General features: G+C 38.3%; 25 protein-coding genes and 1 riboswitch. Of the genes, 22 read left to right on the top strand and 3 right to left on the bottom strand.

The window, feature by feature from the left end:
* Positions 1 to 962 precede the first annotated feature (962 nt).
* The 14 genes from MKX29_RS06940 (at position 963) to MKX29_RS06875 (ending at position 15,557) form a co-directional block, all read left to right on the top strand.
* Positions 963 to 2,141 (top strand): acyl-CoA dehydrogenase family protein, encoded by a 1,179-nt coding sequence (locus MKX29_RS06940; RefSeq protein WP_341104766.1) that lies wholly within the window; start codon positions 963 to 965, stop codon positions 2,139 to 2,141.
* 17 nt (positions 2,142 to 2,158) lie between these two features.
* Positions 2,159 to 2,638, top strand: coding sequence for a flavin reductase family protein (locus MKX29_RS06935; RefSeq protein ID WP_251163014.1), 480 nt, complete (start codon positions 2,159 to 2,161; stop codon positions 2,636 to 2,638).
* A gap of 20 nt (positions 2,639 to 2,658) precedes the next feature.
* Positions 2,659 to 3,447: an FAD synthetase family protein gene (locus MKX29_RS06930; protein WP_251163013.1), complete on the top strand. Its 789-nt coding sequence runs from the start codon at positions 2,659 to 2,661 to the stop codon at positions 3,445 to 3,447.
* A gap of 34 nt (positions 3,448 to 3,481) precedes the next feature.
* Entirely contained in the window at positions 3,482 to 4,438 is a 957-nt protein-coding gene (gene hpaD, locus MKX29_RS06925) for a 3,4-dihydroxyphenylacetate 2,3-dioxygenase (protein WP_251163012.1), read from the top strand.
* A gap of 20 nt (positions 4,439 to 4,458) precedes the next feature.
* Positions 4,459 to 5,316 carry an alpha/beta fold hydrolase gene (locus tag MKX29_RS06920; protein ID WP_289432674.1) on the top strand — a complete coding sequence of 286 codons (858 nt, stop codon included), beginning with the start codon at positions 4,459 to 4,461 and terminating at the stop codon, positions 5,314 to 5,316.
* Between the two features lie 63 nt (positions 5,317 to 5,379).
* Positions 5,380 to 6,171, top strand: coding sequence for a 2-keto-4-pentenoate hydratase (locus tag MKX29_RS06915; RefSeq protein WP_409338350.1), 792 nt, complete (start codon positions 5,380 to 5,382; stop codon positions 6,169 to 6,171).
* Positions 6,172 to 6,236: 65 nt separating this feature from the next.
* On the top strand, positions 6,237 to 7,526 hold the full coding sequence (locus tag MKX29_RS06910; protein WP_341104762.1) for an MFS transporter: 1,290 nt from the start codon (positions 6,237 to 6,239) through the stop codon (positions 7,524 to 7,526).
* Between the two features lie 142 nt (positions 7,527 to 7,668).
* Positions 7,669 to 8,418, top strand: a complete 750-nt coding sequence (locus tag MKX29_RS06905; RefSeq protein WP_341104760.1) for an IclR family transcriptional regulator — start codon at positions 7,669 to 7,671, stop codon at positions 8,416 to 8,418.
* 26 nt (positions 8,419 to 8,444) lie between these two features.
* Positions 8,445 to 9,320: an acetaldehyde dehydrogenase (acetylating) gene (locus MKX29_RS06900; protein ID WP_251163007.1), complete on the top strand. Its 876-nt coding sequence runs from the start codon at positions 8,445 to 8,447 to the stop codon at positions 9,318 to 9,320.
* A gap of 16 nt (positions 9,321 to 9,336) precedes the next feature.
* A complete protein-coding gene (gene dmpG, locus MKX29_RS06895) occupies positions 9,337 to 10,356 on the top strand; it encodes a 4-hydroxy-2-oxovalerate aldolase (protein ID WP_224938233.1) in 1,020 nt (339 codons plus the stop codon).
* A 142-nt stretch (positions 10,357 to 10,498) separates the two neighbouring features.
* The gene (locus tag MKX29_RS06890) at positions 10,499 to 12,379 is read left to right on the top strand and encodes a helix-turn-helix domain-containing protein (protein ID WP_341104758.1); all 1,881 of its coding nucleotides are present in this window, start codon (positions 10,499 to 10,501) and stop codon (positions 12,377 to 12,379) included.
* Positions 12,380 to 12,676: 297 nt separating this feature from the next.
* On the top strand, positions 12,677 to 14,089 hold the full coding sequence (locus tag MKX29_RS06885; RefSeq protein WP_341104755.1) for a catalase: 1,413 nt from the start codon (positions 12,677 to 12,679) through the stop codon (positions 14,087 to 14,089).
* Positions 14,090 to 14,165: 76 nt separating this feature from the next.
* Positions 14,166 to 14,435 (top strand): hypothetical protein, encoded by a 270-nt coding sequence (locus tag MKX29_RS06880; RefSeq protein ID WP_341104753.1) that lies wholly within the window; start codon positions 14,166 to 14,168, stop codon positions 14,433 to 14,435.
* 153 nt (positions 14,436 to 14,588) lie between these two features.
* Complete coding sequence (locus MKX29_RS06875; protein WP_341104751.1) at positions 14,589 to 15,557, top strand: LLM class flavin-dependent oxidoreductase; 969 nt, start codon at positions 14,589 to 14,591, stop codon at positions 15,555 to 15,557.
* A 120-nt stretch (positions 15,558 to 15,677) separates the two neighbouring features.
* On the opposite strand, the gene MKX29_RS06870 is transcribed toward MKX29_RS06875, so the two are convergent.
* Positions 15,678 to 16,070: a hypothetical protein gene (locus tag MKX29_RS06870; protein WP_341104749.1), complete on the bottom strand. Its 393-nt coding sequence runs from the start codon at positions 16,068 to 16,070 to the stop codon at positions 15,678 to 15,680.
* Between the two features lie 235 nt (positions 16,071 to 16,305).
* On the bottom strand, positions 16,306 to 17,205 hold the full coding sequence (locus tag MKX29_RS06865; RefSeq protein WP_095370937.1) for a 3-hydroxyacyl-CoA dehydrogenase: 900 nt from the start codon (positions 17,203 to 17,205) through the stop codon (positions 16,306 to 16,308).
* A 228-nt stretch (positions 17,206 to 17,433) separates the two neighbouring features.
* A riboswitch (cyclic di-AMP (ydaO/yuaA leader) is annotated at positions 17,434 to 17,585 on the top strand.
* 91 nt (positions 17,586 to 17,676) lie between these two features.
* Here MKX29_RS06865 and MKX29_RS06860 point away from each other — a divergent pair.
* Positions 17,677 to 19,025, top strand: a protein-coding gene (locus MKX29_RS06860) for an IS3 family transposase (RefSeq protein WP_224935613.1) whose coding sequence is annotated in 2 segments (ribosomal slippage) — positions 17,677 to 18,121 and positions 18,121 to 19,025 — 1,350 coding nt in all. Because the reading frame shifts where the segments join, the coding sequence is not laid out codon by codon here.
* Between the two features lie 694 nt (positions 19,026 to 19,719).
* Positions 19,720 to 21,042, top strand: coding sequence for a TrkH family potassium uptake protein (locus MKX29_RS06855; RefSeq protein ID WP_341104747.1), 1,323 nt, complete (start codon positions 19,720 to 19,722; stop codon positions 21,040 to 21,042).
* An 11-nt stretch (positions 21,043 to 21,053) separates the two neighbouring features.
* Here the strand turns inward: MKX29_RS06855 and MKX29_RS06850 are convergent, their stop codons facing one another.
* Positions 21,054 to 21,767, bottom strand: coding sequence for a MerR family transcriptional regulator (locus tag MKX29_RS06850; RefSeq protein ID WP_289432684.1), 714 nt, complete (start codon positions 21,765 to 21,767; stop codon positions 21,054 to 21,056).
* An 81-nt stretch (positions 21,768 to 21,848) separates the two neighbouring features.
* On the opposite strand from MKX29_RS06850, the gene MKX29_RS06845 reads away from it, so the two are divergent.
* From MKX29_RS06845 to MKX29_RS06820, 6 genes are all read left to right on the top strand, one after another.
* Entirely contained in the window at positions 21,849 to 22,544 is a 696-nt protein-coding gene (locus MKX29_RS06845) for a CPBP family intramembrane glutamic endopeptidase (RefSeq protein WP_251162999.1), read from the top strand.
* Positions 22,545 to 22,614: 70 nt separating this feature from the next.
* Positions 22,615 to 23,187 (top strand): hypothetical protein, encoded by a 573-nt coding sequence (locus MKX29_RS06840; RefSeq protein ID WP_251162998.1) that lies wholly within the window; start codon positions 22,615 to 22,617, stop codon positions 23,185 to 23,187.
* Positions 23,188 to 23,205: 18 nt separating this feature from the next.
* On the top strand, positions 23,206 to 23,676 hold the full coding sequence (locus tag MKX29_RS06835; protein WP_251162997.1) for a nucleoside deaminase: 471 nt from the start codon (positions 23,206 to 23,208) through the stop codon (positions 23,674 to 23,676).
* A 77-nt stretch (positions 23,677 to 23,753) separates the two neighbouring features.
* A complete protein-coding gene (locus MKX29_RS06830; RefSeq protein WP_224938223.1) occupies positions 23,754 to 24,440 on the top strand; it encodes a DsbA family protein in 687 nt (228 codons plus the stop codon).
* A gap of 2 nt (positions 24,441 to 24,442) precedes the next feature.
* Positions 24,443 to 24,862 carry a disulfide oxidoreductase gene (locus MKX29_RS06825; protein WP_251162996.1) on the top strand — a complete coding sequence of 140 codons (420 nt, stop codon included), beginning with the start codon at positions 24,443 to 24,445 and terminating at the stop codon, positions 24,860 to 24,862.
* 439 nt (positions 24,863 to 25,301) lie between these two features.
* The gene (locus MKX29_RS06820) at positions 25,302 to 25,604 is read left to right on the top strand and encodes a phasin family protein (RefSeq protein ID WP_224938221.1); all 303 of its coding nucleotides are present in this window, start codon (positions 25,302 to 25,304) and stop codon (positions 25,602 to 25,604) included.
* Positions 25,605 to 25,629 lie beyond the last annotated feature (25 nt).

Below are 25,629 nucleotides of genomic sequence, written 5' to 3'. Positions count from 1 at the left end.
TCATCCAGAAAATCAAAGATAAGTAGGGTAAAAGGAAGAGTCACGACTAATCAGAGTGGAAACTTAAAGATAAGTAGTGAAAAAGAGGAAATCGCGACTAATCTGAGCCAAAACTTAAAGATAAGTTGCATAAAAGAGGAAATCGCGACTAATCTGAACAAAAACACAAAGATAAGTAGCATAAAAGAGGAAACCGCGACTGATCTGAGCAAAAACACAAAGATAAGTAGCGAAAAAGGAGAAATCGCGACTAATCAGAGCGGAAACACAAAGATAAGTAGGTTAAAAGAGGAAATCGCGACTGATCTGAGCAAAAACACAAAGATAAGTAGAGAAAAAGAGGAAATCGCGACTAATCCGAGCAAAAACACAAAGATAAGTAGGTTAAAAGAGGGAATCGCGACTAATCTGAGCAAAAACACAAAGATAAGTAGCATAAAAGAGGAAACCGCGACTGATAAGGATGTAAAAGGTAAAGAACTGCGTGCAAGACGTGTTTACGCGCAAAATGGTACAAGAAAAACAAGTAAAGTTGTGAGTTAAAATGTATATAGCAGATATTTGTTTTTGTACATTCATCGAGGCTGCCAGGAAAGATTCCAGAGTCGAGAGCATCACAAAAAAGAATCCTCTACTAGGGGCCCAATGGAAATTAATAGTTGATTATCACAGCAACTCCTCTCTGTATGATTAGACGATATTTTCATAAAATCACAAAAAAGAAGCGTTCTTCATTTGAACGCTTCTTTTTCATTTTACGCCAGTTATTTTGTGAAAAAGTTTTCCGACATGAACAAATAAAGACGAAAAAATCAAAAATCATGAACAGTTTTTGTTCTAGTTTGAATTTTCATTTTTCACTACACTAACAGTAGAAACTTAATTAAAAGAAAATTTCGAATCATCAATGTAAGCGATATCAAATTAATTGTTTTTATATTCTATAAACGGGGTGAGTAACAATGAATGTTAATACGGTGGATAATATAACGGAAGAAGCGCTATTACAGGGAGCCGAGAAGATTGGTATGCTCGCTGAAGAAGAAGCGCATGAGGCTGATAAGAATGCCACGGTTTCAGCAAATGTCGTGAATTTGATAAAAGAAACACAAATCTCAAGGATGATGTTACCGAGGGAATATGGTGGGCCACAAGCGAGTTTATCTACCTTTGCAAAAGTGATTCAAAAGGTGGCAAATTATAATCTTTCTGCTGCTTGGTTAACCTTCCTTTACCCTTTACACAATTCATTACCATCTTATTTACCGAAAGCAGGAAGAGATGAAGTAGTCAATCAAGGTGGATTGATTGCAGATATCTTTGCAGCATTAGGTACAGCAGAACCTGATGGAGATGGATTAAGAATTAGTGGGAAATGGAATTTTGTCAGTGGCATTCTTCATAGTGATTGGGTTGGCGTAGGGGTGAAAGTTCAATTACCAGGACGTGATAAACCAGTAGTCTGCCTACCCATTTTGAAAACATCTGAGGTTGAAATCGTTAAAAATTGGGATACTTTTGGATTAAGAGGGACGGGAAGTAACCAAATTATTGCAGATAATGTGTACGTACCGAAAGAGCGTATTCTCGATTTAGAAAAAGCGGAATCAACAAGAAGGCCACCAGAAGAAGATTATGATAAAAGTTATCCGTTTTATCATGTGCCATTTTATCCGGCATTTTATATTGGATTCCCAGCGATTGCTATCGGTGGTGCGGAAAGAGTGATTGAAGAGTTTAAAGTGTTAACTGAAAAGCGTGTTCGTTTGATGGATGGGATGAGAGAAAGTGAGTCCCCTCGAAGTCAACGTGTAATAGCAGAAATTTCTACCGATTTGCATGCAGCAAAAGGGTTGATGGCTCAATACATTTCTTTATTAGAAAATTACGACAAGGATGGCGAAATGGCACCACTCGGGGAGTTTTTTGCCATTAGAACTAAAATTATAAAGCTTTGTACAGATATTGCTGTTCGTGCCATGTTAACACTTGGTGGTGCTGCACTGTATAAAGGTGGGACTTTAGAAATGTTTATCCGCGATATTTTATCTGTGGCTACACATAAAACATCACTTTATGAAGATTCTGTTGCTGCTTACGGGCAAGACCTATTTGGATTTGAGAGTGGCGTCAGAGGTTAATGAAAGGAGAGGTAAAGATGGATGATCGTTTATTTAGAAATGCAATGAGTAAATTTGCCACCGGCGTAACGGTGATTGCAACCGAAACAAATGGAAATGTTCATGGGATGACGGCTAATGCTTTTATGTCGGTATCACTTGATCCTAAATTAATCGTTATCTCTATTGGGGAGCGAGCGAATATCCTTTCGAAAATTAAAGATAGTGGGATATTCACCGTCAATATTTTGGCTGATGATCAAAAAGAGCTGTCAATGAATTTTGCTGGACAGTTAAAGGAAACAAAGGAAGTGTCATTCGCTAGATTAAATGACATGCCGGTCATTGACGGGGCAGTGGCACAAATGGCATGTGAAGTATCGGCCACACATGTAGAAGGTGACCATACGTTATTTATTGGTCGGGTGAAGGATGTGTATTTAGAAGAAAAAGATCCATTATTATTCTTTAACGGCAAATACCGTTCAATGATAGCAGTAGAAGAGCCAATTTCTTAACAATAAAGGAGGGAAGTCAGATGAAAACCATCGTCTTAAATGAGGAAGAGCTCCATGGCGTATTAGGTAAAAATATAGAATCATGTGTGATGGCGCTCGGATTTTTCGATGGCCTTCACATTGGTCATCAAGAAGTCATTCGCCAAGCAAAGGTGGAAGCAAATAAACGCAACCTGCCACTAGCAATCATGAGTTTCTTTCCTCATCCGAAAACGGTGTTAATGAAGCGATCTGACTTTCCTTATTTAATGCCATTAGAGGAAAAGAAAAAGAGAATGAGTTCTCTTGGTGTCGATCTTTTCTATGTCGTTCCTTTTAATCATGCATTTGCTAGCCTCTCCCCAGAAGCATTTGTTAAGCAATATTTACTCACACTTGGCGTGAAACATGCAGTTGCTGGTTTCGACTTTCATTATGGTAACAAGGGAGTCGGACATATGGCCAGATTAGCAACTGATTCAGGCTATCAAATAACGACAACATCTGTTTCAAAATTGAGCAGAAATGGGTTGAAAATTAGTTCCTCTTATATCCGCAGCTGTTTACAGCAGGGGGAAGTAGATTTAGCACATGCGCTTCTTGGTAGGCCGTATCAAGTGAAGTTGCAAAGGAACGGTAGCACGTACTGGGTTAAACCTTTTTATACTCTACCTGCACTTGGTGAATATGAAGTGAATTGCCAAGGGGATATGCATACAGTCAAAGTCCTTAGCAAAGAAGAAGTAGAATGGCAATCGAACAAGACCTTACCAAAAGAATTAAGCATTCATTGGTTGAAAAAAACAGATGCAAAAGAACAAATCAGTTAAATCAATATATTGATCAATAGGAGAGTGAAGAGTAATGATTCTTCGTTTAGGGCAAATCGAGCTGTTTGTAACAGATTTAAATAAGTCTAAAGACTTTTATGTAGATGTACTAGGGTTTATTGAAGTGGAAAGAACAGAGTCAAGTCTATATTTGCGTGCGATTGATGAATTTGATCGATATTCTTTAATTTTAACGCAAAAGCCAAAAGCAGCTCTTGGTAGTTTTAGTCTACGTGTATCTAGTCCTGAGTATTTAAGAGAGTTAGAGAAGCAACATCAAGAAATGGGAGTTGCCACTCAATATGTCGAGAATAGTATTCACCCAGGAAAAGGGCCAGTTCTTAAAGTAGCTGAGCCAAATGGTCATCCGGTTGAATTCTATCATGCAATGGAAGAGATGAATGTAGGGAACGAAAGTGGCGGAGTAGATGCCTTGCCAATGAGATACTCCCATTTACATCGTGGTATACCGCCAGTAGCAATCGATCATATGAACCTGCGTGTAACAAATGTAGATAAAGCATTAGAATACTGGCAAGCAATTGGCTTTAGCATTTCAGAATATGTTCAAGGAGATGAGGGGAAATTTGCTGCATGGACAAGAGCGAAAACATCTACACATGACGTGGCCCTTGTCCAACATAAAGAAACATCTCTGCATCATATTGCTTATATTGTAGACGGTATTTCTTCCGTTGTGAAAACGGCTGACTTACTTGCAGACGCAGGCTACCGCGCAAATATCGATTATGGACCAGGTCGTCATGGGGTAACAAATGCCTTCTTCTTATATGTAAGAGACCCAGACGGTCATCGTATTGAGATTTATTCGGGTGATTATAAACGTGATACTGATTTACCACCAATTGGTTGGACAAAGGAAGAATATGATACAAAGGGTCGTTTATGGTGGGGACCATCAGTGCCAGATTCTTTCTTTGAAACAACACCAGTGAATGACGAGTGGATGAAAGAGAAAGTGACAAAATAAAGAGAATAGGAGAGGATTATATGTCTATTTGGAACGATTTAGCAGATATCGAATTTAAACTTCATTTTGTCGATGCAGATGGGGTGAAAACGAGAGTACTAGAATCGGGAACTGGAGAGCCTCTTTTGCTTTTACATGGTACAGGGGGGCACATCGAGGCTTACGCAAGAAATATCAAAGGATTGGCTGAGCATTTCCGCGTGATATGTATCGATATGTTAGGTCATGGATATACAGAAAAGCCAGACTATCCGTACGGTATTGATAGTTACAGTGACCATTTATTAGCTGTAATCAAAGCGCTTGATTTAGAGAAAGTATATTTATCTGGCGAATCTCTTGGTGGATGGGTGGCTGCCTGGTTTGCTGCTCACCATCCGACCTATGTGGAATCCATGGTGCTCAATACTCCTGGTAATGTGAATAACAAACCTGAAGTTATGGCAGGGCTAAAAGCGTCAACATTAAAAGCTGTACTTGAAGCAAACTATGAAAATGTGAAAACGAGATTAGAGTGGTTAATGTATGATAAATCGCAAGTAACAGATGAGTTAATTGAATCTCGTTACAATATTTATACTCAACCTGCTTATCAGGAAGCTGTCCATCATATTGTCCATTTGCAAAATATCGAAGCAAGAAAACAATTTAGTTGGGACCCATCATGGTGTGGCAAAATCAATGTACCAACATTACTTGCTTGGACTGACCATGATCCAACTTCAACAGTAGAAGAAGCAGAACCGATCAAAGAGATGATTCCAGGGAGTGAACTGACAGTAATCAATGAGGCTGGTCACTGGCCACAATGGGAGAAACCGGAAGAATTCAATCAGGTGACCATTGATTTTTTAAAAAAACAAGTGGTATCTAAATAAATATTTATACACCCGTCTCTTAACAAAGTGGCGGGGTCTTTCCATATAGAAGGAGGTTCAATGATGACACTACAGTTAAATGATCAACTAAAAGAAGCTGCTCAAGCGCTTTTAGAAGCGGAGGAAACAAAGAAATCCCTCCAGCCATTAACAGATGACATCCAGCAGCTATCAGTTGATGAGGCGTATCAGATTCAGATGGAAAATATTGATGTGAAGTTGGCTCAAGGAGAAAAGATAGTTGGAAAGAAAATCGGTCTAACCTCTCTAGCTATGCAAAAGGCCTTAGGGGTTGATCAGCCAGACTATGGCCATTTATTAAGTAGCATGGATGTCACAATGCAAAAATCGGCCATTCCTATGGATCAATTATTTGAGCCGAAAATTGAGGGAGAAATTGCGTTTGTATTGAAGCATGATTTGCGGGGACCGAACGTAACAGAGGCAGATGTTGTAGCAGCCACTGATTATATTATCCCTGCTTTAGAAATTGTGGATAGTCGAATCGAAAATTGGCGAATTAAACTGGAAGATACTATTGCTGACAATGCCTCAAGTGCCCAATTTGTTTTAGGTGAAGAACGATATGCTGTCGATAGTGTGAAGCTAAAAGAAATGGAAATGAAGTTATACAAAAATAACAAATTGATTAATAAAGGCTATGGTGCGGATGTATTAGGTAATCCGATAACTTGTGTTGCTTGGTTAGCTAATAAGCTGTCTGACTATGGTGTTCACTTGAAGGCAGGAGAAGTCATTTTATCAGGTGCGTTATCTGCAGCGATTCCTGTGGAGAAAGGCGATTCATTTAAAGCAGAATTTAGTGGGCTTGAGAGTGTAGAAGTGAGTTTTTAAAAACATAGCGGAGCGTAGTCCTTCGCTTACTTTTTCTTAAAAATCTTGAGAGTGAGGTCATCTAAATGGCGAAAAATCCTCGTACGAAAGAAGGTAAAATCTCGCGTCAGGCTATTCTAATTATTATTTTATTATTTTTACTGACAGTGATTAGTAATGCAGATAAAGCGATTATTGGATTTGCATCTGTTCCTCTGATGGAAGAATTAGGGTTGAATGCTGAACAGTGGGGTATCATTGGAAGTGCCTTTTTCTTTTTATATTCTATTTTTGCTATTATCGGGGGAACGTTAGCTGACAGATTCGGTGCAAAAATTGTTATTGCTGTTATGGCAATTGTTTGGGCGACTGTGCAGTTTTCTACCCTATTTGTGTCAAGCTTTACCTTTTTATTGATAACACGCATTATACTAGGCGCAGGGGAGGGGCCATCTTATTCACTCGCTATGACTGCTGCAACAAAATATCTACCAAAAGAGAAGCTTGGGATAGGTTTAACACTTGTTTCTGTAGGTGGTCCTTTAGGGGTAGCTATGTCGGCACCTATACTTATTTCTTTAATCACTCAATTTGGTTGGCGTTCGGCATTTCTAGCGACTTGTATTGTCGGTTTGATTTGGGTTGTATTTTGGCTAATGATTGCAGAAAATGATCGCAAAGAAGCAATAGCAAAATACAAAGCTAATCGACAACAAGGCCAACAAACAGCAGTAAGTAAATTTGGACCAGTGCTAAGGTCAAAAAACTTTATTCTTATTGCCCTTTGTGGTTTTGCGACGTATTGGTCTTTTACCATTGGTTTAAATTGGCTTCCTAATTACTTGGAAAATGTCCGTCAATTGAGTGCAGAAACCTTATCTATAGTAGCAGCACTCCCATGGATAATGATTACCATTTCTCAAATCACTTTCTCTACTGTCTCAGACCGATTATTTAAGAAAACGAAAAGTATCGTGAAGGGGCGAGTGTTTGTACTCGGTCCGGTGATGCTAGAGGGAGCAGTTAGTTACTTTTTAGGGACAATACTAAATGCAAATATGTTGGTCATTGCCTTTCTCTCTTTAGGGCTTACTTTCGGTTGTATTACACTTGTGCTTGGTCCGACTATTCTTTCGAGTATGGTCTCAAAAGAGCATATAGGTAAAGTGCAAGGATGGTTTATGGCGTTTACCTCATTAGGAGGAATCGTTGGTCCTTATATTACGGGTCTTCTTATTGAAAGATCTGCAACACAAGCAGCGGGCTTTCATATGGCATTTCAATTATGCGGTATAATCCTTCTTATTTGCGGTGGACTTGTATGGTTATTTGTCAGGCCGAAGAAGGATGAGAATATTCAATCAAACGTAGCATAAAGAAAATGAATGCGGTTACAAGTAATTTTTGAAAAAAATAAAAAATCAGAATAATTATATTGACAAACAAAAGGAAAACATCCTACAATTTTAATATGATATTAACGAATACTATTCGACATTATCGAACGTTGGAGGATGTATGACGATACAATCAGTTTTGCGTGCAACAGACATTTTAGAATTATTTCTTAATGGTCAAAAAGAGTTAAGTGTAAAAGAAATAGCGGAAGCCATGGAACTCTCTAAAAGCACGGTACATGGTTTAATAAAAACTTTGGCCTCGAAAGGTTATCTTTATCAAAATGAGGAAAGTGGTAAGTATCGTTTAGGTATGAAGCTTTTTCAACTAGGTCATATCGTTGAGAACCAATTCGATTTTGCTGAAGTTTCGAGACCAATCATCAATAAGCTTGTTACTACTCTAAAAGAAACGGTGCATTTAGTAACTTTTGAGCAAGGTGAAGCGATTTACATTGAAAAGAAGGAAGGTCCTCATTCTTTGCGAATCTATTCGCAGATTGGTAGGAGGGCACCCTTTCACTGTACGGGAGTAGGGAAAGCGATATTGGCATTTTTGCCAAAAAAAGAACAAGAAGAAATCATCGAACCCCTTACTTTAAAGTCGTTCACTGAGAATACCATTGTCACTAAGCAAGCATTAGTAAAGGAATTAGCTGTAGTGAAAGAGCAGGGATTCGCTGTTGATAATGAGGAGATTGAAATCGGTCTTATATGTACAGCAAGCCCGATCTTTAATTATCAAGGAAGGGTAGTTGGTTCCATTAGTTGTGCGGTACCAACAGTGCGATTAAATGAGGCACATCAACAAGAGGTTACTACTGGAATTAAAACTGCTGCCAATGAAATTTCAACTGCACTTGGATATTAGAAGGAAATTAAGGAGGGAACTGAGGTTTGAGTAAAGTAAAAGTAGCGATTTTAGGATCAGGTAATATTGGAACAGATTTGATGATTAAATTAGGTCGTTCAGACATTTTAGAACTTACAACGGTGATTGGTATTGATGCAAATTCTGATGGCTTAAGACGTGCGAAGGAATTAGGGTATGTCGCCATTGATACAGGGATTGATGGGTTTTTAGAACAGCCGGAACTTGCAGATATTGTTTTTGATGCGACATCAGCAAAAGCGCATATTCGTCATGCAAAAGCTTTAAAAGCAGCAGGGAAGAAGGTCATTGATATGACACCAGCAGCTGTAGGTAAGTTGATTGTTCCCCCAGTTAATTCAAAGGAACATTTAGATGCTGAGAATATCAATTTAATTACATGTGGCGGTCAGGCGACTATACCAATGGTACATGCGGTGAACCGAGTGAGTCCAGTTGCCTATGCTGAAATCGTTGCGACAATCTCAAGTAAAAGTGCCGGACCTGGTACGAGGGCTAATATCGACGAATTTACTGAAACCACTTCAAGGGCGATTCAAGAAGTGGGTGGCGCGAAAAAAGGGAAAGCTATTATTATATTAAACCCAGCAGAACCGCCAATACTCATGAGAGACACCGTCTACACGTTAGTGGAAGAGGGGACGATGAAGGAAGAAGAGATAAAAGCATCAATTGCTGATATGGAAAAAACCGTGCAGAGCTATGTGCCAGGCTACCGATTACGGACGGAGCCAATGATCGACGGTAATCAAGTAACTATCTTTATAGAAGTGGAAGGAGCCGGCGATTATTTACCAAAATATTCAGGAAATCTAGATATTATGACAGCGGCTGGTGTAAAGGTAGCTGAAGAGTTTGCAAAGAATTTAATTACACAGTAAAAGGAGAGAGATTCATATGACCGAACGTCAAAAGGTATTATTAACGGAAGTGGCATTGCGAGATGGGAGTCATGCCCTTTCACATCAATATACTGTTCAGCAAGTAGAGAGGATTGCCAAAGGCTTGAATGAGGCTAAGGTGCCTTATATTGAAGTAGCTCATGGAGACGGCCTAGCGGGATCTTCTTTGCAATATGGCAGGTCAAAAACAAATGAGTTTGAATTAATAGAAGCAGCTGTTGCTGTAACTGACTTTTCAAAGGTTGCTGTGTTGTTAATTCCTGGTATAGGGACAGTTAAAGAATTGAAACAAGCCCAGCAATTAGGGGCGAAGATGGCGCGTATCGCTACACATGTGACAGAAGCAGATGTGTCTGCCCAACATATTTACGCTGCCAAAGAGCTTGGAATGGAAACGGTTGGATTCTTAATGATGTCTCATATGGCAGAACCGGAGAAAATCGTGGAACAAGCAAAACTAATGGAAAGTTACGGTGCCGATATTGTTTATGTCGTTGATTCTGCTGGAGCTTTATTACCAAATCAAGTAACAACAAGAATCAAAGCAATGAAAGAAACCATTGGTGTGGAAATTGGTTTCCATGCTCATAATAATCTTTCATTAGCAATGGCAAATACGTTAGCTGCCATTGAAGCAGGCGCAACAAGAATCGATGGAAGTGTTCGTTGTCTTGGAGCAGGTGCGGGTAATACGCAAACAGAAGTGTTAGTAGGGGTATTAGATCGAATGGGCATTGAAACAGGTGTGGATTTTTATAAAATGATGGATCTAGCAGAAGAGGTTGTGGCACCGATCTTACCTGTTCCTCAAGAAATTACTAAAAATAGTTTAGTTCTTGGATATGCAGGCGTTTATTCTAGTTTTGCTTTACATGCCCAGCGTGCAGCAGAAAAGTTCAATTTAGATGCACGAGATATTTTAATTGAACTAGGTAACCGAAAAGTTGTCGGCGGGCAAGAAGATATGATTGTTGATGTGGCGGCAGAGTTAGCAAAAGTAAAAACATTCGTCTAAAGTTCAAAGCAGCCGAACTTCGTTTCAAAACTCGCGAATGATTCAATTTTCTAATAAAATAGACTGGAAGGGGCGAAATTTCCCCTTTTTTATAAAAATAGAAATGTTTGCGCTTTCAATCTTGCGCTTTAGGAGGTTATCTATGCATATTGTTGTTGATGAAGTTTCAATCAATCCTATTACAAAAGGACATGAAAGAGTCGTTTCGACACCATCGGCATCACTAGGTATTTTGCGTCATCAACTCGTTAAGCATATAGGTTTTGAACGCCTAAAAAGTTTCTTATTTTCCTTTGGATGGGAGAATGGTGTAAAGGATGCTAAAAAGGCAATGAAAGAGCATACTTCAATTCCTTATTTAATCAAGCACGGTCCCCTGTATCATAAGGAAAATGGGCAAATCACAGGTGTGAAGCATATTTGCCATTTAACAATGTGTGAAGACAATCAGCATGTGAAATCTCTCTATTCAGAGGGGATTTGGTATGGTTCTTATGAGGCTGAAGAACATATAAGACTACATGGCTATAGTGATACACCTCAATGTCATACATTAGTAGGTTATGCTAGCGGCTATATGACTACTATCACAGGTGTGTCGCTGCTAGTAAAAGAAACGTGTTGTGTGGCGAAGGGTGATGCTGAATGCAAATGGACAATCCAATCGCAAGAACAATGGGAGATGGAGGGTGAAGATGCTCATTCACCATATGAAGAAACCCCCATCGTTAAAGAATTAGCTTATACATATGAACAATTATTAGAACAGCGTAATTTTGTAACAAAACTGGCTGAATTTCAAAGTAAATTAACTGAAGAGATTTCTGGGGGCAGTAGTTTAGAAGAAATTACTGAACTTGTCTACGATCATATGCAAATACCAATTGTGATAGAGTCTATTGATTTTTATCAAATGTCTAGTGCAGGCTTATCTCCAGATGAATGCGGTGAACTGACGGATGATATGAAGCAATATTTTTCATTTCCTATGAATGATAAGGAAGAAAAGCACTCTACCTATCCATTGTTTTTTCAAAAGAGAATCGTCCATACTGAAAAGCAAACAAGGCTGATGGCCCCAATTTTAGTGCAAAAGAAAATTCAAGGGTACTGCTCATTTGTTTATGAACCAACGATAGATAACAGTCATGAATCTGACTATTTATTACTGGAACGATTTGCTAATGCTGCTTCCCTTATATTATTAAATGAAAAAACACGCTTTGATTCGTTAGAGAGAATGAAGGGTAGTTTCCTTGAACGTATATTAGAAGGAGAAACGTCTAAAGCAGAGATTATTAAAAGGGGTAAATATACGGGTATTGATTTAACACAGTCCTATTTCTTAGTCATGATTGATTTTAGTATTGGAACAGAATCCTTTGAGGAAGAATTTCAGTTGCAGGAAGATATATATGAATGGATGATTCAATACTTTAGTGAAAAAAAGAAAAGTGTATTAATCAATATGCGTGATCATCATCTAATCATTCTAATCCCGGATGCGGCACTTTCATATGAGCATCATGAAACATTCTTCCGCCCATTAATGAAGACCTTACGTGCGGACTTTCCTAATGGTGAATTTACAATTGGTCTTAGCAATCAAGGAAATGAGATTACAAGTGCCCATCAACACTATGAAGAAGCCCTTGTTTCTTTAAGACTATCTTCAAAGGAAAATATGATGTCCTTTAAACAATTAGGAATCGTTGGTGTTCTGATTAATTCTAAAAATACAGCTGGGGTGAAAACAATTGCCAAACAGGAATTAGGCTCACTATATGATTTATCGGATAGCAAGATGGTGGACTTATTGCAAACCTTATATGTGTTTTTACTAAATGGAGGAAAATTGGAACAAACGACAGCAGATCTGAATTTATCTATGAGCGGTCTTCGCCATCGCATTCGAAAGATTGAACATACATTAGATAAGGATTTGCGTAATCCTCAAGAAACACATCAACTATTCTTAATTATGCAATCTTTAATTGCTTTAGGAGAATTGAAAATGAACTAAATAGATGATTATATTACCCCACCAGAGTTGGTTCTGGTGGTTTTTTAATGTAATTGACTACCTTCAATTCCTATTAAATGGATAATAGTGAGGTTCAAACTTTTTAATAAGTCATATCGAAGGCACTCCCTCCACTTTTTTTAATAAACTACTCCTATCTATTAAATCTTTGTTGTAATGAGCAGCTTGAATGCTTCGATAGAATTCTAAGTGAAAGTTGTTATAGAAAGAAACATAAAACGTAGTTGTCCTTCATATCTAATTAACAGGAAGACATAGAAGAATATGGAGGGAAATATGGACGAAAACAACGAAAAACATCAGCGACAAGCAAAGATTCATTTCAATAGTCGAGGAAGTCAAGCGCAAGAAGAAGTGGAAGAGAGGGATATAAATAAATGGAAAGGGGACGAACCTGCAAAGCTTCATTCACAAACTGTTGGCAAAAGAGGACCTATCTTAAAACAGGATAGTGTAGAACATGAAACACTGCAAGAATTTATCCATGAGAAAATCATTGAACGACCTGTTCATGTTAAAGGATTCGGTGCTTTTGGCTATTTTCAAACGGTGCATTCAATGAAAGAACATACACAGCTTAGTTTCCTACAGCGTCCTGGTCAACAAGTACCTGTTATGGTGCGATTTTCATTAGCAGTGAGTACGAAAGGAACACCTGATACGTCAAGGAATGTAAGAGGGTTTGCAACTAAGTTTTATACAGAAGAGGGGATATTTGATTTAATTTGTAATCATATACCTGTTTTCTCTGTGCGTGATACGATTCGTTTCCCTGAGGCGATTAAAGCGTTTTTACCATCTCCAGTCAATAATCTAATGGATCCCAATCGCTTCTGGAGCTTTGTAGCACGAGCACCAGAGTCGTTAAATTTTGTTGTCCATCTATATTCAGATGCTGGAACAGTGAAAAGTTTGCGTCATATCCCAGGACATAGTGTGAATACATATGTCTGGCGGAATGCGCAGGGAGAAAGGAAATATGTGAAATATCATTGGTATCCGTTTGCAGGTATTGAATATATTACGAGGCAGGAAGCGGGCAAACTAGCCGGTGAGAATCCAGATTATGCTGGGAAAGATCTTTTTGATACCATTGCATCTGGCAAAACAGTAGAGTACGGACTATACGTTCAATTAATGGATCCCATGGATGAGGAAAAATTATCGTATGATCCGCTTGATGATACGAAAGTGTGGGATGAAAGACAGTATCCATTGGTACCAGTTGGTCGAATGGTTTTAAATAGAAACCCCAAAAATTATATGGAAGAAGTAGAGAAGGTCTCTTTTTCACCTGTCAACCTGCTAGAGGGAGCAGAGTTATCCGATGATAAGATGCTTCAAGGTCGAGCGAATATTTATAGCGATTCACAAAGAAGACGAATCGGACCGGGGTTTAGGAAGTTGCCAGTAAATGACCAAGCAGATTGGACACCTGCCAACCAGGTGACAAGTGGAGATGGCCGATTTGTTGAAGGGAAATTACAAAGAAGTGATTTAATAAAACAAAATGATTATGCGCAGGCTGGAGAATTTTATCACGCTTTAAGTCCACAAGAGAAAGAACATTTAGTCGATAATATTGCTGCAGATTTAAAAGGGATTGATCAAGATATAAAAGAAGTGGTATTGTCATATTTTCACCGAGCTTCTTCAGAACTTGGGGAAGCGATTGCCAAGCATGTCTAAAATTCTCAGCATAACCTCCGTTTAAAATAATCTGTTACGAGGTAATTAATACGTAAGAGATGGAGGCGATATAAAAATGGCAGAATTAACAGCTGTGAAAGTCGTATTATTGGATGAGATGGAAGAATATTTTACAGACGATAATGATCAGAAGGAAGCAGCAGACGCTTTATTAAGAGTCGATACCGTTTTGTTTTACGGGAAAAATATGGAGCTTCTAAATGATTATGAGCCAGCGAAAGAATGGGACCACTTTTATGATTTTGAATTCAATTCAGCTGATGATATTAAGAAAGAAATTGCTGAGAGGTTAGAAATCAGTCCTGATATAGTGGAAGTCGAATAAACCAGCTATCAGCTGGTTTTTTTTATGGATTGGAAAAGATTAGATAGATGCATACCTATTTGGAGTCGATTATTCAAGCAACTCCGTTTGAAGTTGATTAACAGACTGGTATACTTTCTTTATTAAAACAATCGTTTAGAAAGGGTATGGAGCATGCATCTAGGAATTCTTGATCAAATGCCGAGACCACGTCACTTGTCAGTTGAGGAAACGGTAGAAGAAACCATTCATAAAGTACAAATGGCAGAAGAATGGGGATATGAGCGTTATTGGTTTGCTGAGCATCATGGGACAAAAGGGATGACTTCTAGTGCACCTGAAATCCTAATGGCAACGGCAGCGGCAAAAACAAAGACCATTAAAGTTGGCAGTGGCGGGATTTTATTGTCTCAGTATAGTCCGTATAAAGTGGCTACACAAATGCTGCAACTTCAATCAATTTTTCCGGGTAGGATTGAGGCAGGTGTAGGACGTTCACCAGGGGGACCGGAACGAATACGTAAGGCCTTAGCTAATGGTGTGAAGAATGAAACGGGCATTTATCCTGAAAAGATAAAACAAATGCTGCATTATTTCGCAGGGGATCAGTCGGTGCAAGCGACACCTAGGCCGAGGGTATCGCCGCAGCTTTATAGTCTGGGTCTTGGGGAGAATAGTGCCCAGCTAGCAGCAGAGCTTGGCATTGGTTATGTCTTTGGTCACTTTATTCAATCTGGAAGAGGCGTGCAGGCCCACAAACAATATCGGGAGTATTTTCAGCCGGGCTTTTTTGTAAATCCGAAAGCGATTACTGCTGTCTTTGTCATTTGTGGTGCGACAGATGAAGAAGCAGAGGAATTGGCCGTTACACAAGATATATGGTTATTAAGGACGGAAAAAGGAATTGATAGTCGGATTCCGACACTTGAGGAAGCAAAAGCAATGCGGTTAACAACAGAAGATAAAAAAAGAATCGCTTTGAATAGAAAAAGAATGATTATCGGTGGGCCAGCAAAAGTAAAAGAAGAGCTAAGCAAATGGAGCGAACTTTATGAATGTGACCACTGGTTATTATTAAATAACACCTATCACTTTGCTGATCAACGCCAATCTTATGAACGCATTGCAGAAATTTTTTTCTGATGATGTGGATAACTCTCAAGTAGTACACATATCAATAGATTTAACTAACAAAAAATGTGTTGGCAAGTGTAAAGGTGGAGAAGAAGAGGAAGGGTTTTCCCGCAAATCCGAAATACCAACTCAACTGGGATTAATAGTGACGAGTTGTGCCTGCAAATAGTAAATACAAATACAAGCGGGTTGAAAAGCGAGAAGAAGTGTTGGTAAATGAGAAATGCGAACATAAGTGGGAAGAAAAGCGCCGAGAAGTGTTGGTAAAGCGGGTATGCGAACCCAAGTGGGATGAAAAGCGCCGAGAAGTGTTGGTAAATGAGAAATGCGAACATAAGTGGGATGAAAAGTGCCGAGAAGTGTTGGTAAAGCGGGTATGCGAACCCAAGTGGGATGAAAAGCGCCGAGAAGTGTTGGTAAAGCGGAAATGCGAACCCAAGTGGGATGAAAAGCGCCGAGAAGTGTCGGTAAATGAGAAATGCGAACCCAAGTGGGGTGAAAAGCACCAGGAAGTGTTGGCAAAGCGGAAATGTGAACCCAAGTGGGGTGAAAAGCACCAGGAAGTGTTGGTAAATGAGAAATGTGAACATAAGTGGGGTGAAAAGCGAGAAGAAGTGTTGGTAAAACGGAAATGTGAACCCAAGTGGGCAAAACATTTACAATAGTAAGGGCATCCAGAAAGTCTCATTGCCGACTTTTAGGCGCCCTAACAAATACTAAGGTTTCTAAGGATATTCAATTTTCAATTGCGTCCTCGTTACCTTTTTAAAAACTCAGGATCAGCAAAACTTGGATTCGGATAGTTATAGAAGCCTTCTCCTGTTTCTCGTCCAAGTTTACCTTTATCAATATATTCCGTTTTTAATAGGTGAGCTAATTTTTTAAAGGCTTCATTGCCGGTTGCATCGGCTTTTGCTTGTGAGATATTGTAAGCTGTGCGGATTCCAACGACATCAAGAATAGCGAACGGGCCTAGTGGAGCACCAGTGCCAATCATCCATGTTTTATCAATGGTTTCTGGGTCAGCTACTTCATTCACTAATAACATTTGTCCTGCCTCTAATAATGGAACGAGTAAGGAATTTAAGATATACCCTGGTTGTTCTTTATGCAATTGTAGAGGGACCATCCCTATTTCTCTTGCAAATTCAACGATTTGGTTAAAAACATTCATGTCTGTACCGGGGTGTTTCATTACTTCAGCCGTATTGTTTTTCCAAATTTCATTTGCAAAATGCAATGCTAGAAATTGTGACGGTCTCCCTGTGAAAGCTACAAATTGGCTAGGAAGTAATGTGGATGAATTCGTTGCAAAGATGGTTTCTTTCGGTGCGACTGCACTTAACTTTGTATAAAAGTCTTCTTTAATGCTAACCACTTCTGGAACAGCTTCAATCACTAAATCAGCTTGCTCGACAGCTTTAGATAAATCAGTATAAAAAGACATCCGTTCGAATGCCGCATCGACTTGTTCATCGGTTGCCTGTAAATCATTTTTATAGCTTTCCTTCAGCTTCAATATTCTACCTTTTGCTGTTGCTAGTGCTTCCTCAGAAATGTCATACACACTTACTTGAAATCCACTATACGCTGTTTGGTAAGCAATCTGACTGCCAAGTACCCCACTACCTGCAACTGTGATATGTTTGAATCCCATTGTAATCCCCTCTTTATAAAAAGTTATTTTCACATTTTCATTATGGCATAGTCTTACCTTCTATGACTTTCGACTTATAGAAGGATTGTTAAGTAAAACTGAAACCTCTTTATTCGTTATCATGGCTCCTCTTCATTAATGTAGGTAAATGGATGGTTTGGTAAACATTTTTTATTTTATCTTTACAGATAACAAAAAGGGGAGTAATATAACTTCATCAATTAAATATCATCTCAATCGCTGAATCCTTAATTGGAGCGGAGGAACCACTTTTGTAGAGGTAATCTACTTGGGGTGAATCCTTTAAAGAATGTAAAAAGGAAGGGTTATTCTTGACCCTAATCCGACAGCTAACTTCGTAAGCGTTAAGAAAAGATGGTAAACTTGTGATCAAATAACATGACCACGGGGGATCCTGAACTGCACCCCAATTGTTAGACACTATCTACAACTATTGGAGGTGCAGTTTTTTTGTCCAAATTTACTGCGGAAATGAAGCTACAAGCCGTGACTCGCTATTTAAGCGGAAAAGAAAGTTACAGAGAAATTGGAGAATCTATTGGAATAGATCACAAATCGATTGTTAAATGGGTAAGACAATACAACTACAATGGTGCAGAGGCATTGGTGAAACGTTGTACAAGTTATACACAAATGTTTAAACTAGAAGTACTACAATATATGACTGAAAATGGTACTTCTCTATGTGAAACGGCAGCTATTTTTAATATCCCAGCGCATTCCACTCTAGCTGTATGGAAAAGAAAGTTTGAAACACAAGGGATAGATGCCCTTCAGTCACAGGAACAGGGGCGTCTATCCATGAAAAAAGATTCAAATAAACAAAGTTCTACTGACCGTTCTTTTGAAGCACTAGAAAATCGAATAAAACAACTGGAAATGGAAAATGAGTATTTAAAAAAGTTGAATGCCTTAGTTCAAAACAAGGAAAAATCACCAAACAAGACAAAGCACAAGTAGTCTATGAGTTAAGGCATAAGTATTCGGTGAAGTCACTCGTAAAACTCGCTGGCATTCCACGCAGCACCTATTATAATTTAGTAAAACGAATGAATCGACTTGATCCAGACACCGATATAAAAGGAGAAATCCAAGCCATTTATGAAGAACATGAAGGTCGTTACGGTTACCGTCGTATTCGGGATGAGCTAGTGAATCGTGGGAAAAAAGTAAATCATAAGAAGGTTCAACGAATCATGAAAGAGCTGGGTTTAAGATGCCTAGTGCGGATGAAAAGGTATAAATCTTATAAAGGCACAGTCGGTAAAATAGCGCCAAATCATTTAGACCGTCAATTTAGTGCGGACGCACCGAATGAAAAATGGGTAACAGATATTACAGAATTCAAGCTATTTGGTGAAAAGCTGTATCTATCGCCTGTATTAGATTTATTTAATGGTGAAATTATTACGTATACCATCGGTTCTCGACCAACGTATTCATTAGTTTCGGACATGTTAGAAAAAGCATTAGAATCCTTACCAGAAAGGCATCAATTACTCATGCATTCCGACCAAGGATGGCATTATCAAATGAACCAATATCGCAACTTGCTTCAAGCAAAAGGGGTTAAACAGAGTATGTCACGTAAAGGTAACTGTTACGATAACTCTGTAATGGAAAACTTCTTTGGGATACTGAAGTCAGAATTGCTTTATTTTAAGGAATTTGAAAGTGTGAACCACTTTAAACTAGAATTAGAAAAATATATAGAATACTATAATAGGAAACGGTTAAAGGGAAAATTGAAAATGAGTCCGGTACAATACCGAACTCATTTTGAACAAGTTGCCTCATGAAATAACTGTGTCTAACTTTTAGGGGTCACTACATCCCTCTGTGGTCTTTTTGCTGTTCCTTTTTTCTCATTGAAGAACTCACAAATCGATAGTAAGGATGGGATATGGTTTGGGGCACTTTGGGGCAACGATGCTACCAGAATTGAAAGAAATGAATGAGGCATTTTTAGCGGTCGATAAGGATCTACACATGCTGCTGTTTTCTGTCACTAGATGAGCACATGTCAAGGCAAATCGGGATGAATAATGTAGATCATACTTTTATTTTGTTTGGAGAAGATGTGCAGGGAAGTATTTTACCGCCTTTCTTCTGAAGGGTATGGGGGCAAAGCGCATCACAATTTTCATGCGAAAGTGTTAGAAAAGATAGGTGTTGACCGAGTGATTGATCCAGAGAAATATGGCGATAAGAGTTGCAGAAAATATTGTCTCAAATTCAATGGTTGATTTTCTTGATTAGCTCGTGATTATACCATCGCTGAAATCCTTGTAGGAAAGAAATTTTTGGGGGTGTAAATTGAAAGATTTACGAATTGCTAAGCGGTTTGATTGTCATATTGTCGGTCTTCAGGCGAGAACAGAACTTTACTGTTTCTCCAAGTGAAAAGGAACCAATTCAGTTGAATGATATGTTAATAGTATTGGGTAAAAAAAAGAGATATTATACGCTTTGAAAAAGAAGGAGCATAGAAAGATGAACAACGCAATCGTTCGGTTAAACCCATCTCAGTTGTTATTGTTAGTGTTCTTGTTTTTCATTATATTTGGGACGATTTTTTTAAAACTTCCATTTGCAACGACAACACAGGTTACTTGGACAGATGCATTATTTACAGCAACTTCGTCCATGACGGTAACAGGGTTAGCTGTTGTAGATACTGGTACGGTCTATACACTATTTGGGCAATTAGTCATCCTTGCGTTAATACAAATTGGTGGATTAGGGATCATGTCATTTGCAGTGTTAATTTTTATGCTCCTTGGTAAAAGGATAGGGTTTAGGGAGCGGTTATTAGTTCAACAGTCATTAAACCATACATCTATTGGTGGAGTCATTAAATTAGTAAAAAGTTTATTCATTTATTCCTTCACGATTGAATTAATTGCTATGTGTTTTTTAGCCATTACTTGGGTTCCTGAATTTGGTTGGGGAAGGGGCATGTACCTCAGCTTCTTTCACTCCATTTCCGCTTTCAATAATGCTGGCTTATCGCTGTTTCCTGATAATTTAATGGGATATGTGGGGGACCCGATTGTTAATCTTATTATTTCATTCTTGTTCATTATTGGCGGTATTGGTTTTACGGTTTTAGCGGATATTTGGTATAAACGCAAATTTAAGAAACTGAGCTTACATTCAAAACTGATGATTGTCGGCACTGTAGTTATCAATGCTTTTGCGATGTTAGTTATATTCGTGATGGAGTTCCATAATCCACATACATTAGGCGCTATGTCTGAAATGAGTGATAAACTTTGGGCAGCTTACTTTCAAGCGACATCACCGAGGACGGCAGGGTTCAATACAATCGATATAGGTAATATGCATGAAGCAACCATTACTTTCATGCTCCTTCTCATGTTTGTTGGTGCGGGTAGCGGCTCTACTGGTGGTGGAATTAAGTTAACGACTTTTTTAGTCATCGTATTATCAGTTAGGAGTTTTTTAAAGCAAAAGCAGCAAATTACCATTGCTAATAGAGCAATTAAAGAAACCATCATATTTAGATCATTGGCCATTTCTATGATTAGTTTCTTATTTATCTTCTTAGCTGTATTTATTCTCAATATTACAGAACCAGAGCCGTTTTTAGAATTATTATTTGAAACGGTCTCAGCTTTTGGGACTGTTGGGCTTTCTATGGGGATTACGGCTGATCTATCTAACATCGGTAAGATTATTATAGTATTTATTATGTTTCTCGGAAAAATTGGACCATTAACATTTGCCTTTTCTCTAGCCAAACCAAGACAAGAGAAGATTAGATATCCGAGTGAAGATATCATGACAGGTTAAATATAATTGTGTCAGCTTTTATTCTTCATATAGGTAAAGGCTGACTCGAGAAACTCGATAACTTCTTGATTAATGGGATATAAGTTTAATTCTTCTGACTGCTCTTTTGATCTTCGTGCTTCCCAAAATTGTTCAGATAGTGCTTGATTACCGTTGAACATTTCCATTGAGTAGATTTCCACATCACTCGCAATTAATTGGGCAACGTCAGAAGAAGGCGCTTCTCCGTTTTTTAAACAAAGTTCTATGCGCTTAATAATATTCATCCATTTCTTAATTTGACCATCATCATTCTCTAATTTGGGAAGTGATGTCTCCCATTCTTTTGTTGGCTGTGTATGATCTTCACTCTCTTTTAACGTTAAGGGAAGAAGTTGTTCCCAACCAATCTCTCCTTCTAAATCTACACTGTTCCTTAAAGTTTGTGTATATTTTTGCGCTTGTACGATATCGTCAATTGACGCTTTCAATGTTTGAAGATGGATATCTAGCACTGATGATACAGTCGTTTCGTCAATGAGCTTTTGTATATCTTCTAACGACATATTCGCTTTTTTTAATAGCAATACCTTTTGCAGACGAAGTAAGTCCAGTTGTGTATAGAAACGTTTACCATAATCATCTTTATAAGTAGGGGTGACTAATTGAATTTCATCATAATATCGTAAAGTTCTAACAGAAATGGACCAATCTTTAGCAATTTTACCCGTCGAAAAATAATTCATCTTTTTCTCTCCTTTGAACTTGAAGATGACGTAACGTAACCAGGTACTCTTAATATATCAAATAAATTGGGGGTAAATGGAGTGAATACCTTATTTTCAAAAGAATCACGCTGGTCAATACAAACGTTTTTACTTATTCTGATGTTTGTCTTCATCATAGTGCCGATATTCATTGAAAATTGGGCACAGGACCTATTGCAGCGGTTATTTCAAAATGATTTATATGCGGGGACTTTGACAGGGTTAATCATGGCAATTGCCTTTACAGTGGCTCTTTATTATATTACGATTAAACCATATGGATTGAATTGGCAGTCGCTTGGCTTGAGGTCGTTTGCTAAGAGCTATTGGCTACCGATTATCGGATGGACGATTTTTCTAATAGTGGGCAATGTATTGCTTGTTATTCTCATGGATTTATTCGGTGTTGGCGTAGAAAATAAGAAAACGGCTTCATTAACAGCAGAACTGAATGGATTTACGATTCTCATTGCATTTATATCTGCGGCCATTGTGTCACCCATTTATGAAGAAATTTTGTATCGTGGCTTTATATACAAATGGTTAAGGGCTAAATGTAATATTGGACTGAGTATGCTCATTAGTTCCGCGATTTTTACGGTGGTACATTTACCGACTTATAACACATTACCAGTTAATTTTTTCAGTGGACTTATCTTCGCTTGGACTTATGAGAAAACAGGCTCCATCTATCCTGCGATGATTATCCATAGCGTTTTTAACGGACTGGCGATTCTACTAACTGCCTTTACTTAATTATCTTAATTTTTAGTTTCCAAGGAAGCTATGAAGCGAATAATCATAAATAAAAGAGGGGGTGAATAGAATGAAATGGTTATTTGCTATTTTACTGCTTATGCTATTACTTTTTTATTATTATCGCTTATTTAATGTTTTCTTTAAGATTAAGAAAAATAGGGTATTCCCATTGCCAGATGAAGTATTAGAGGACATACGTATTGAGCCGCAAAGACCGATAGCAGAGCCAAAGGTAGCTAGTCAGAAGGGCAGTATCTTTACTTATATTTTTATCACATGTATGGTGTTTATCGCGATCATGTTTATTGTTTTTTCCGATCAGTTAGATGTTTCGAATTATCTGCTGTTACTTGTACCTCTTTTTCAAATGGAGTTTCTGTTTAACCAATTAGTTTTTCTCCAAAAAGGGATTGTTAAAGGGCTAAAGTATATCCCTTGGCATAAAATTGATTCTTATGAAGTTCAGTCTATTGATATTCATAACCGTCATTTTGGTTTTGATAAAAAAGTAAATGATGGTTTTGAGATGAAGCTTCATTCAGGTCGTTCGAGTCAGGTTAGTTTACTAGTTACTTCAATAGAGGCTTATGAACAGTTGCAAATCCTGTTAGAATCTCATGGTATTAAACAAAAAGCCTAAATAAATGGGAGGGACGAGATGAGTAATCATGAACAATTTTTAACAGAGGCAGTACATCTAGCAGTAGAAAACGTAGGAAATGCAGGAGGACCTTTCGGAGCAGTCATTGTAAAGGACGGGAAGGTGATTGCCAAAGGTGTGAATAGGGTAACAGATCTTCATGACCCAACGGCGCATGCGGAAGTAATGGCTATTAGGGAAGCATGTACGAAGTTACAATCTTTCACATTAACAGGCTGTACTCTTTATACAAGCTGTGAGCCTTGTCCCATGTGTTTAGGTGCGATTTACTGGGCGCGTTTGGAAAATGTGTATTACGCAGCGGATCGGAAAGATGCGGCAAAAGCGCTTTTTGATGATGATTTTATTTACCAAGAGATTGGCATAGACCCGAAAGATAGAGGTCTTCCGTTTGTACAATTGACACTAAATCAATCACAGCTCCCTTTTGATGCTTGGAGTAAGCAAGTCAATCGAACTTCATATTGACTTCACGGAAATTCCTTACTTTCTGCATAAGGATATATTATTCTTAAAAGTGATACCTCTACATAAAGGAGAGCAGCATGGGCACAAATAAAAATCAATTCCAACCGATGAAGTTATTATTTTTTATTACGATTATTGTCGTTATCGCAGTTGTTATCATGGTGTTCATAAACAATCAAGGAAATGAAAAGGATGAGTATACATCTTTTGAAAATGCGCCCCCTATTGAAGGACAGCCTGTTTTAGGCAAGGTGGAATCGCCTGTACAAATCGTAGAATTTGGCGACTTTAAATGTCCAGCGTGTAAACAATGGGGTGAGACCATTTATCCGCAATTAGTGGAAGATTATGTAGACACGAATCAAGTGAATTTCTCTTATATCAATGTGCTCTTCCATGGGGATGAGTCTAAATTAGGTTCAGTTGCAGCCGAAGCTGTTCATCTATTGGAACCTGATGCATACTGGGCATTCCATAAAGGTTTGTTTGCTAAGCAGCCAGAGAGTGGTCAACATGATTCTGTCTGGTTAACAACGGAAGTACTAGAGGAAGTCGTCGCAGAAACGACGTCAATTCCACTAGAAGATCTATTGGCAGAAATGAAAAAAAGCGCAACAATAGAGGCGGTTAATCATGACACATCACTCGTAGGTGAATATGAAGTCCAGCTCACACCGACGATTATGATTAACGATAAAATGGTGACAGATCCATTTGATTATGATTCAATCAAACGTTTGATTGAAGAAGAGTTAGAGGGATAAGAATGAAGAAAAATCAAATCATGTTGTATTTTTCTTGGGTGGTCGCACTCATAGCAACATTAGGCAGTCTATACTTTAGTGAAATTAAGCAGTTTATTCCTTGTGAGCTCTGTTGGTATCAACGAATATTCATGTATCCACTCGTTTTAATCTTGGGGATTGGTACGTTCTACCAAGATATTTCTGTGAGAAGATTTGCGCTACCAATGGCATTTATTGGCTGGTGTATTTCTCTCTATCATTATCTTGTACAAAAAGTGCCTGGACTCGCTGAGGTCACCCCATGTTCAAACGGTGTACCATGTAGTGGCCAATATATCAATTGGCTCGGGTTTATCACCATTCCTTTCTTGGCATTAACGGCTTTCACGCTTATTATCTTCTTTTGTCTGATGATGAAAAAAGACAATCAAGCATCATAAACATTCCTCGTACATATGATTGTACGGGGTTTTTGTTTTGTTCGTAATAAAGTAGAAATCGGGTGTGAATTTGTAAATGGAAAAAGGGAAGCTGCTTGAGACATGAGACAAGCGTAAGATCGCATTACATGCCCACTATTCATTTGAAAATAAAATTGCGTGTAAATCGGAAAATCCGACATCGCCATTCATCCGCAAATTCCGTGACCAATTCCGCTTAAATCCGACTTGCCCACTCTTTATCTAGTTTCTAGGGATGGACAAGAGCGTAAAAAAGAAGGTCTGTGAAGCATTGTATTTTCTTCGATTCATTTTAACTATCACTGAATATCCCATCTGTTAGTACACTTGTGATATATGTTTTTTCATGCTTAATCCACTTGAAAATGGGTAAAATAATGTTAGTGAAAATCTGCCATTTATTAAAGGAGGAAATGAGATGAAAAATCCAATAAAACAAGGGATGATGTTAGGGTTAGGTTTAGCAGCAGCAGGGAAAGACCGTGCACAAGAAATGATGGATGAGTTAGTGAAAAGAGGAGAGTTAACAAAACAGGAAGCGAAGGATTTTATGCAGGAGGTAAGGACGAAAGGCCAAGAGAAGCAAACGCAGATAGACGACAAAGCCCATCAACGAATGACAAGTTTATTGCATGATTTGAATATCGCTACAAAGGATGATGTCTTAAGGTTAGAGGAACGGATTCTAGCACTTGAGGCAAAACATCGAGAAGAGGATTAAGGGAGGTTTTTGCCATTTTCAAACC

Origin of the sequence: Cytobacillus sp. FSL R7-0696 (assembly GCF_038006865.1) — a bacterium.
GTDB classification, from domain to species: Bacteria; Bacillota; Bacilli; order Bacillales; family Cytobacillaceae; genus Cytobacillus; species Cytobacillus kochii.
The sequence above is the reverse complement of the archived record's forward strand: the minus strand, read 5'-3'. Positions and strand labels throughout refer to the sequence as shown.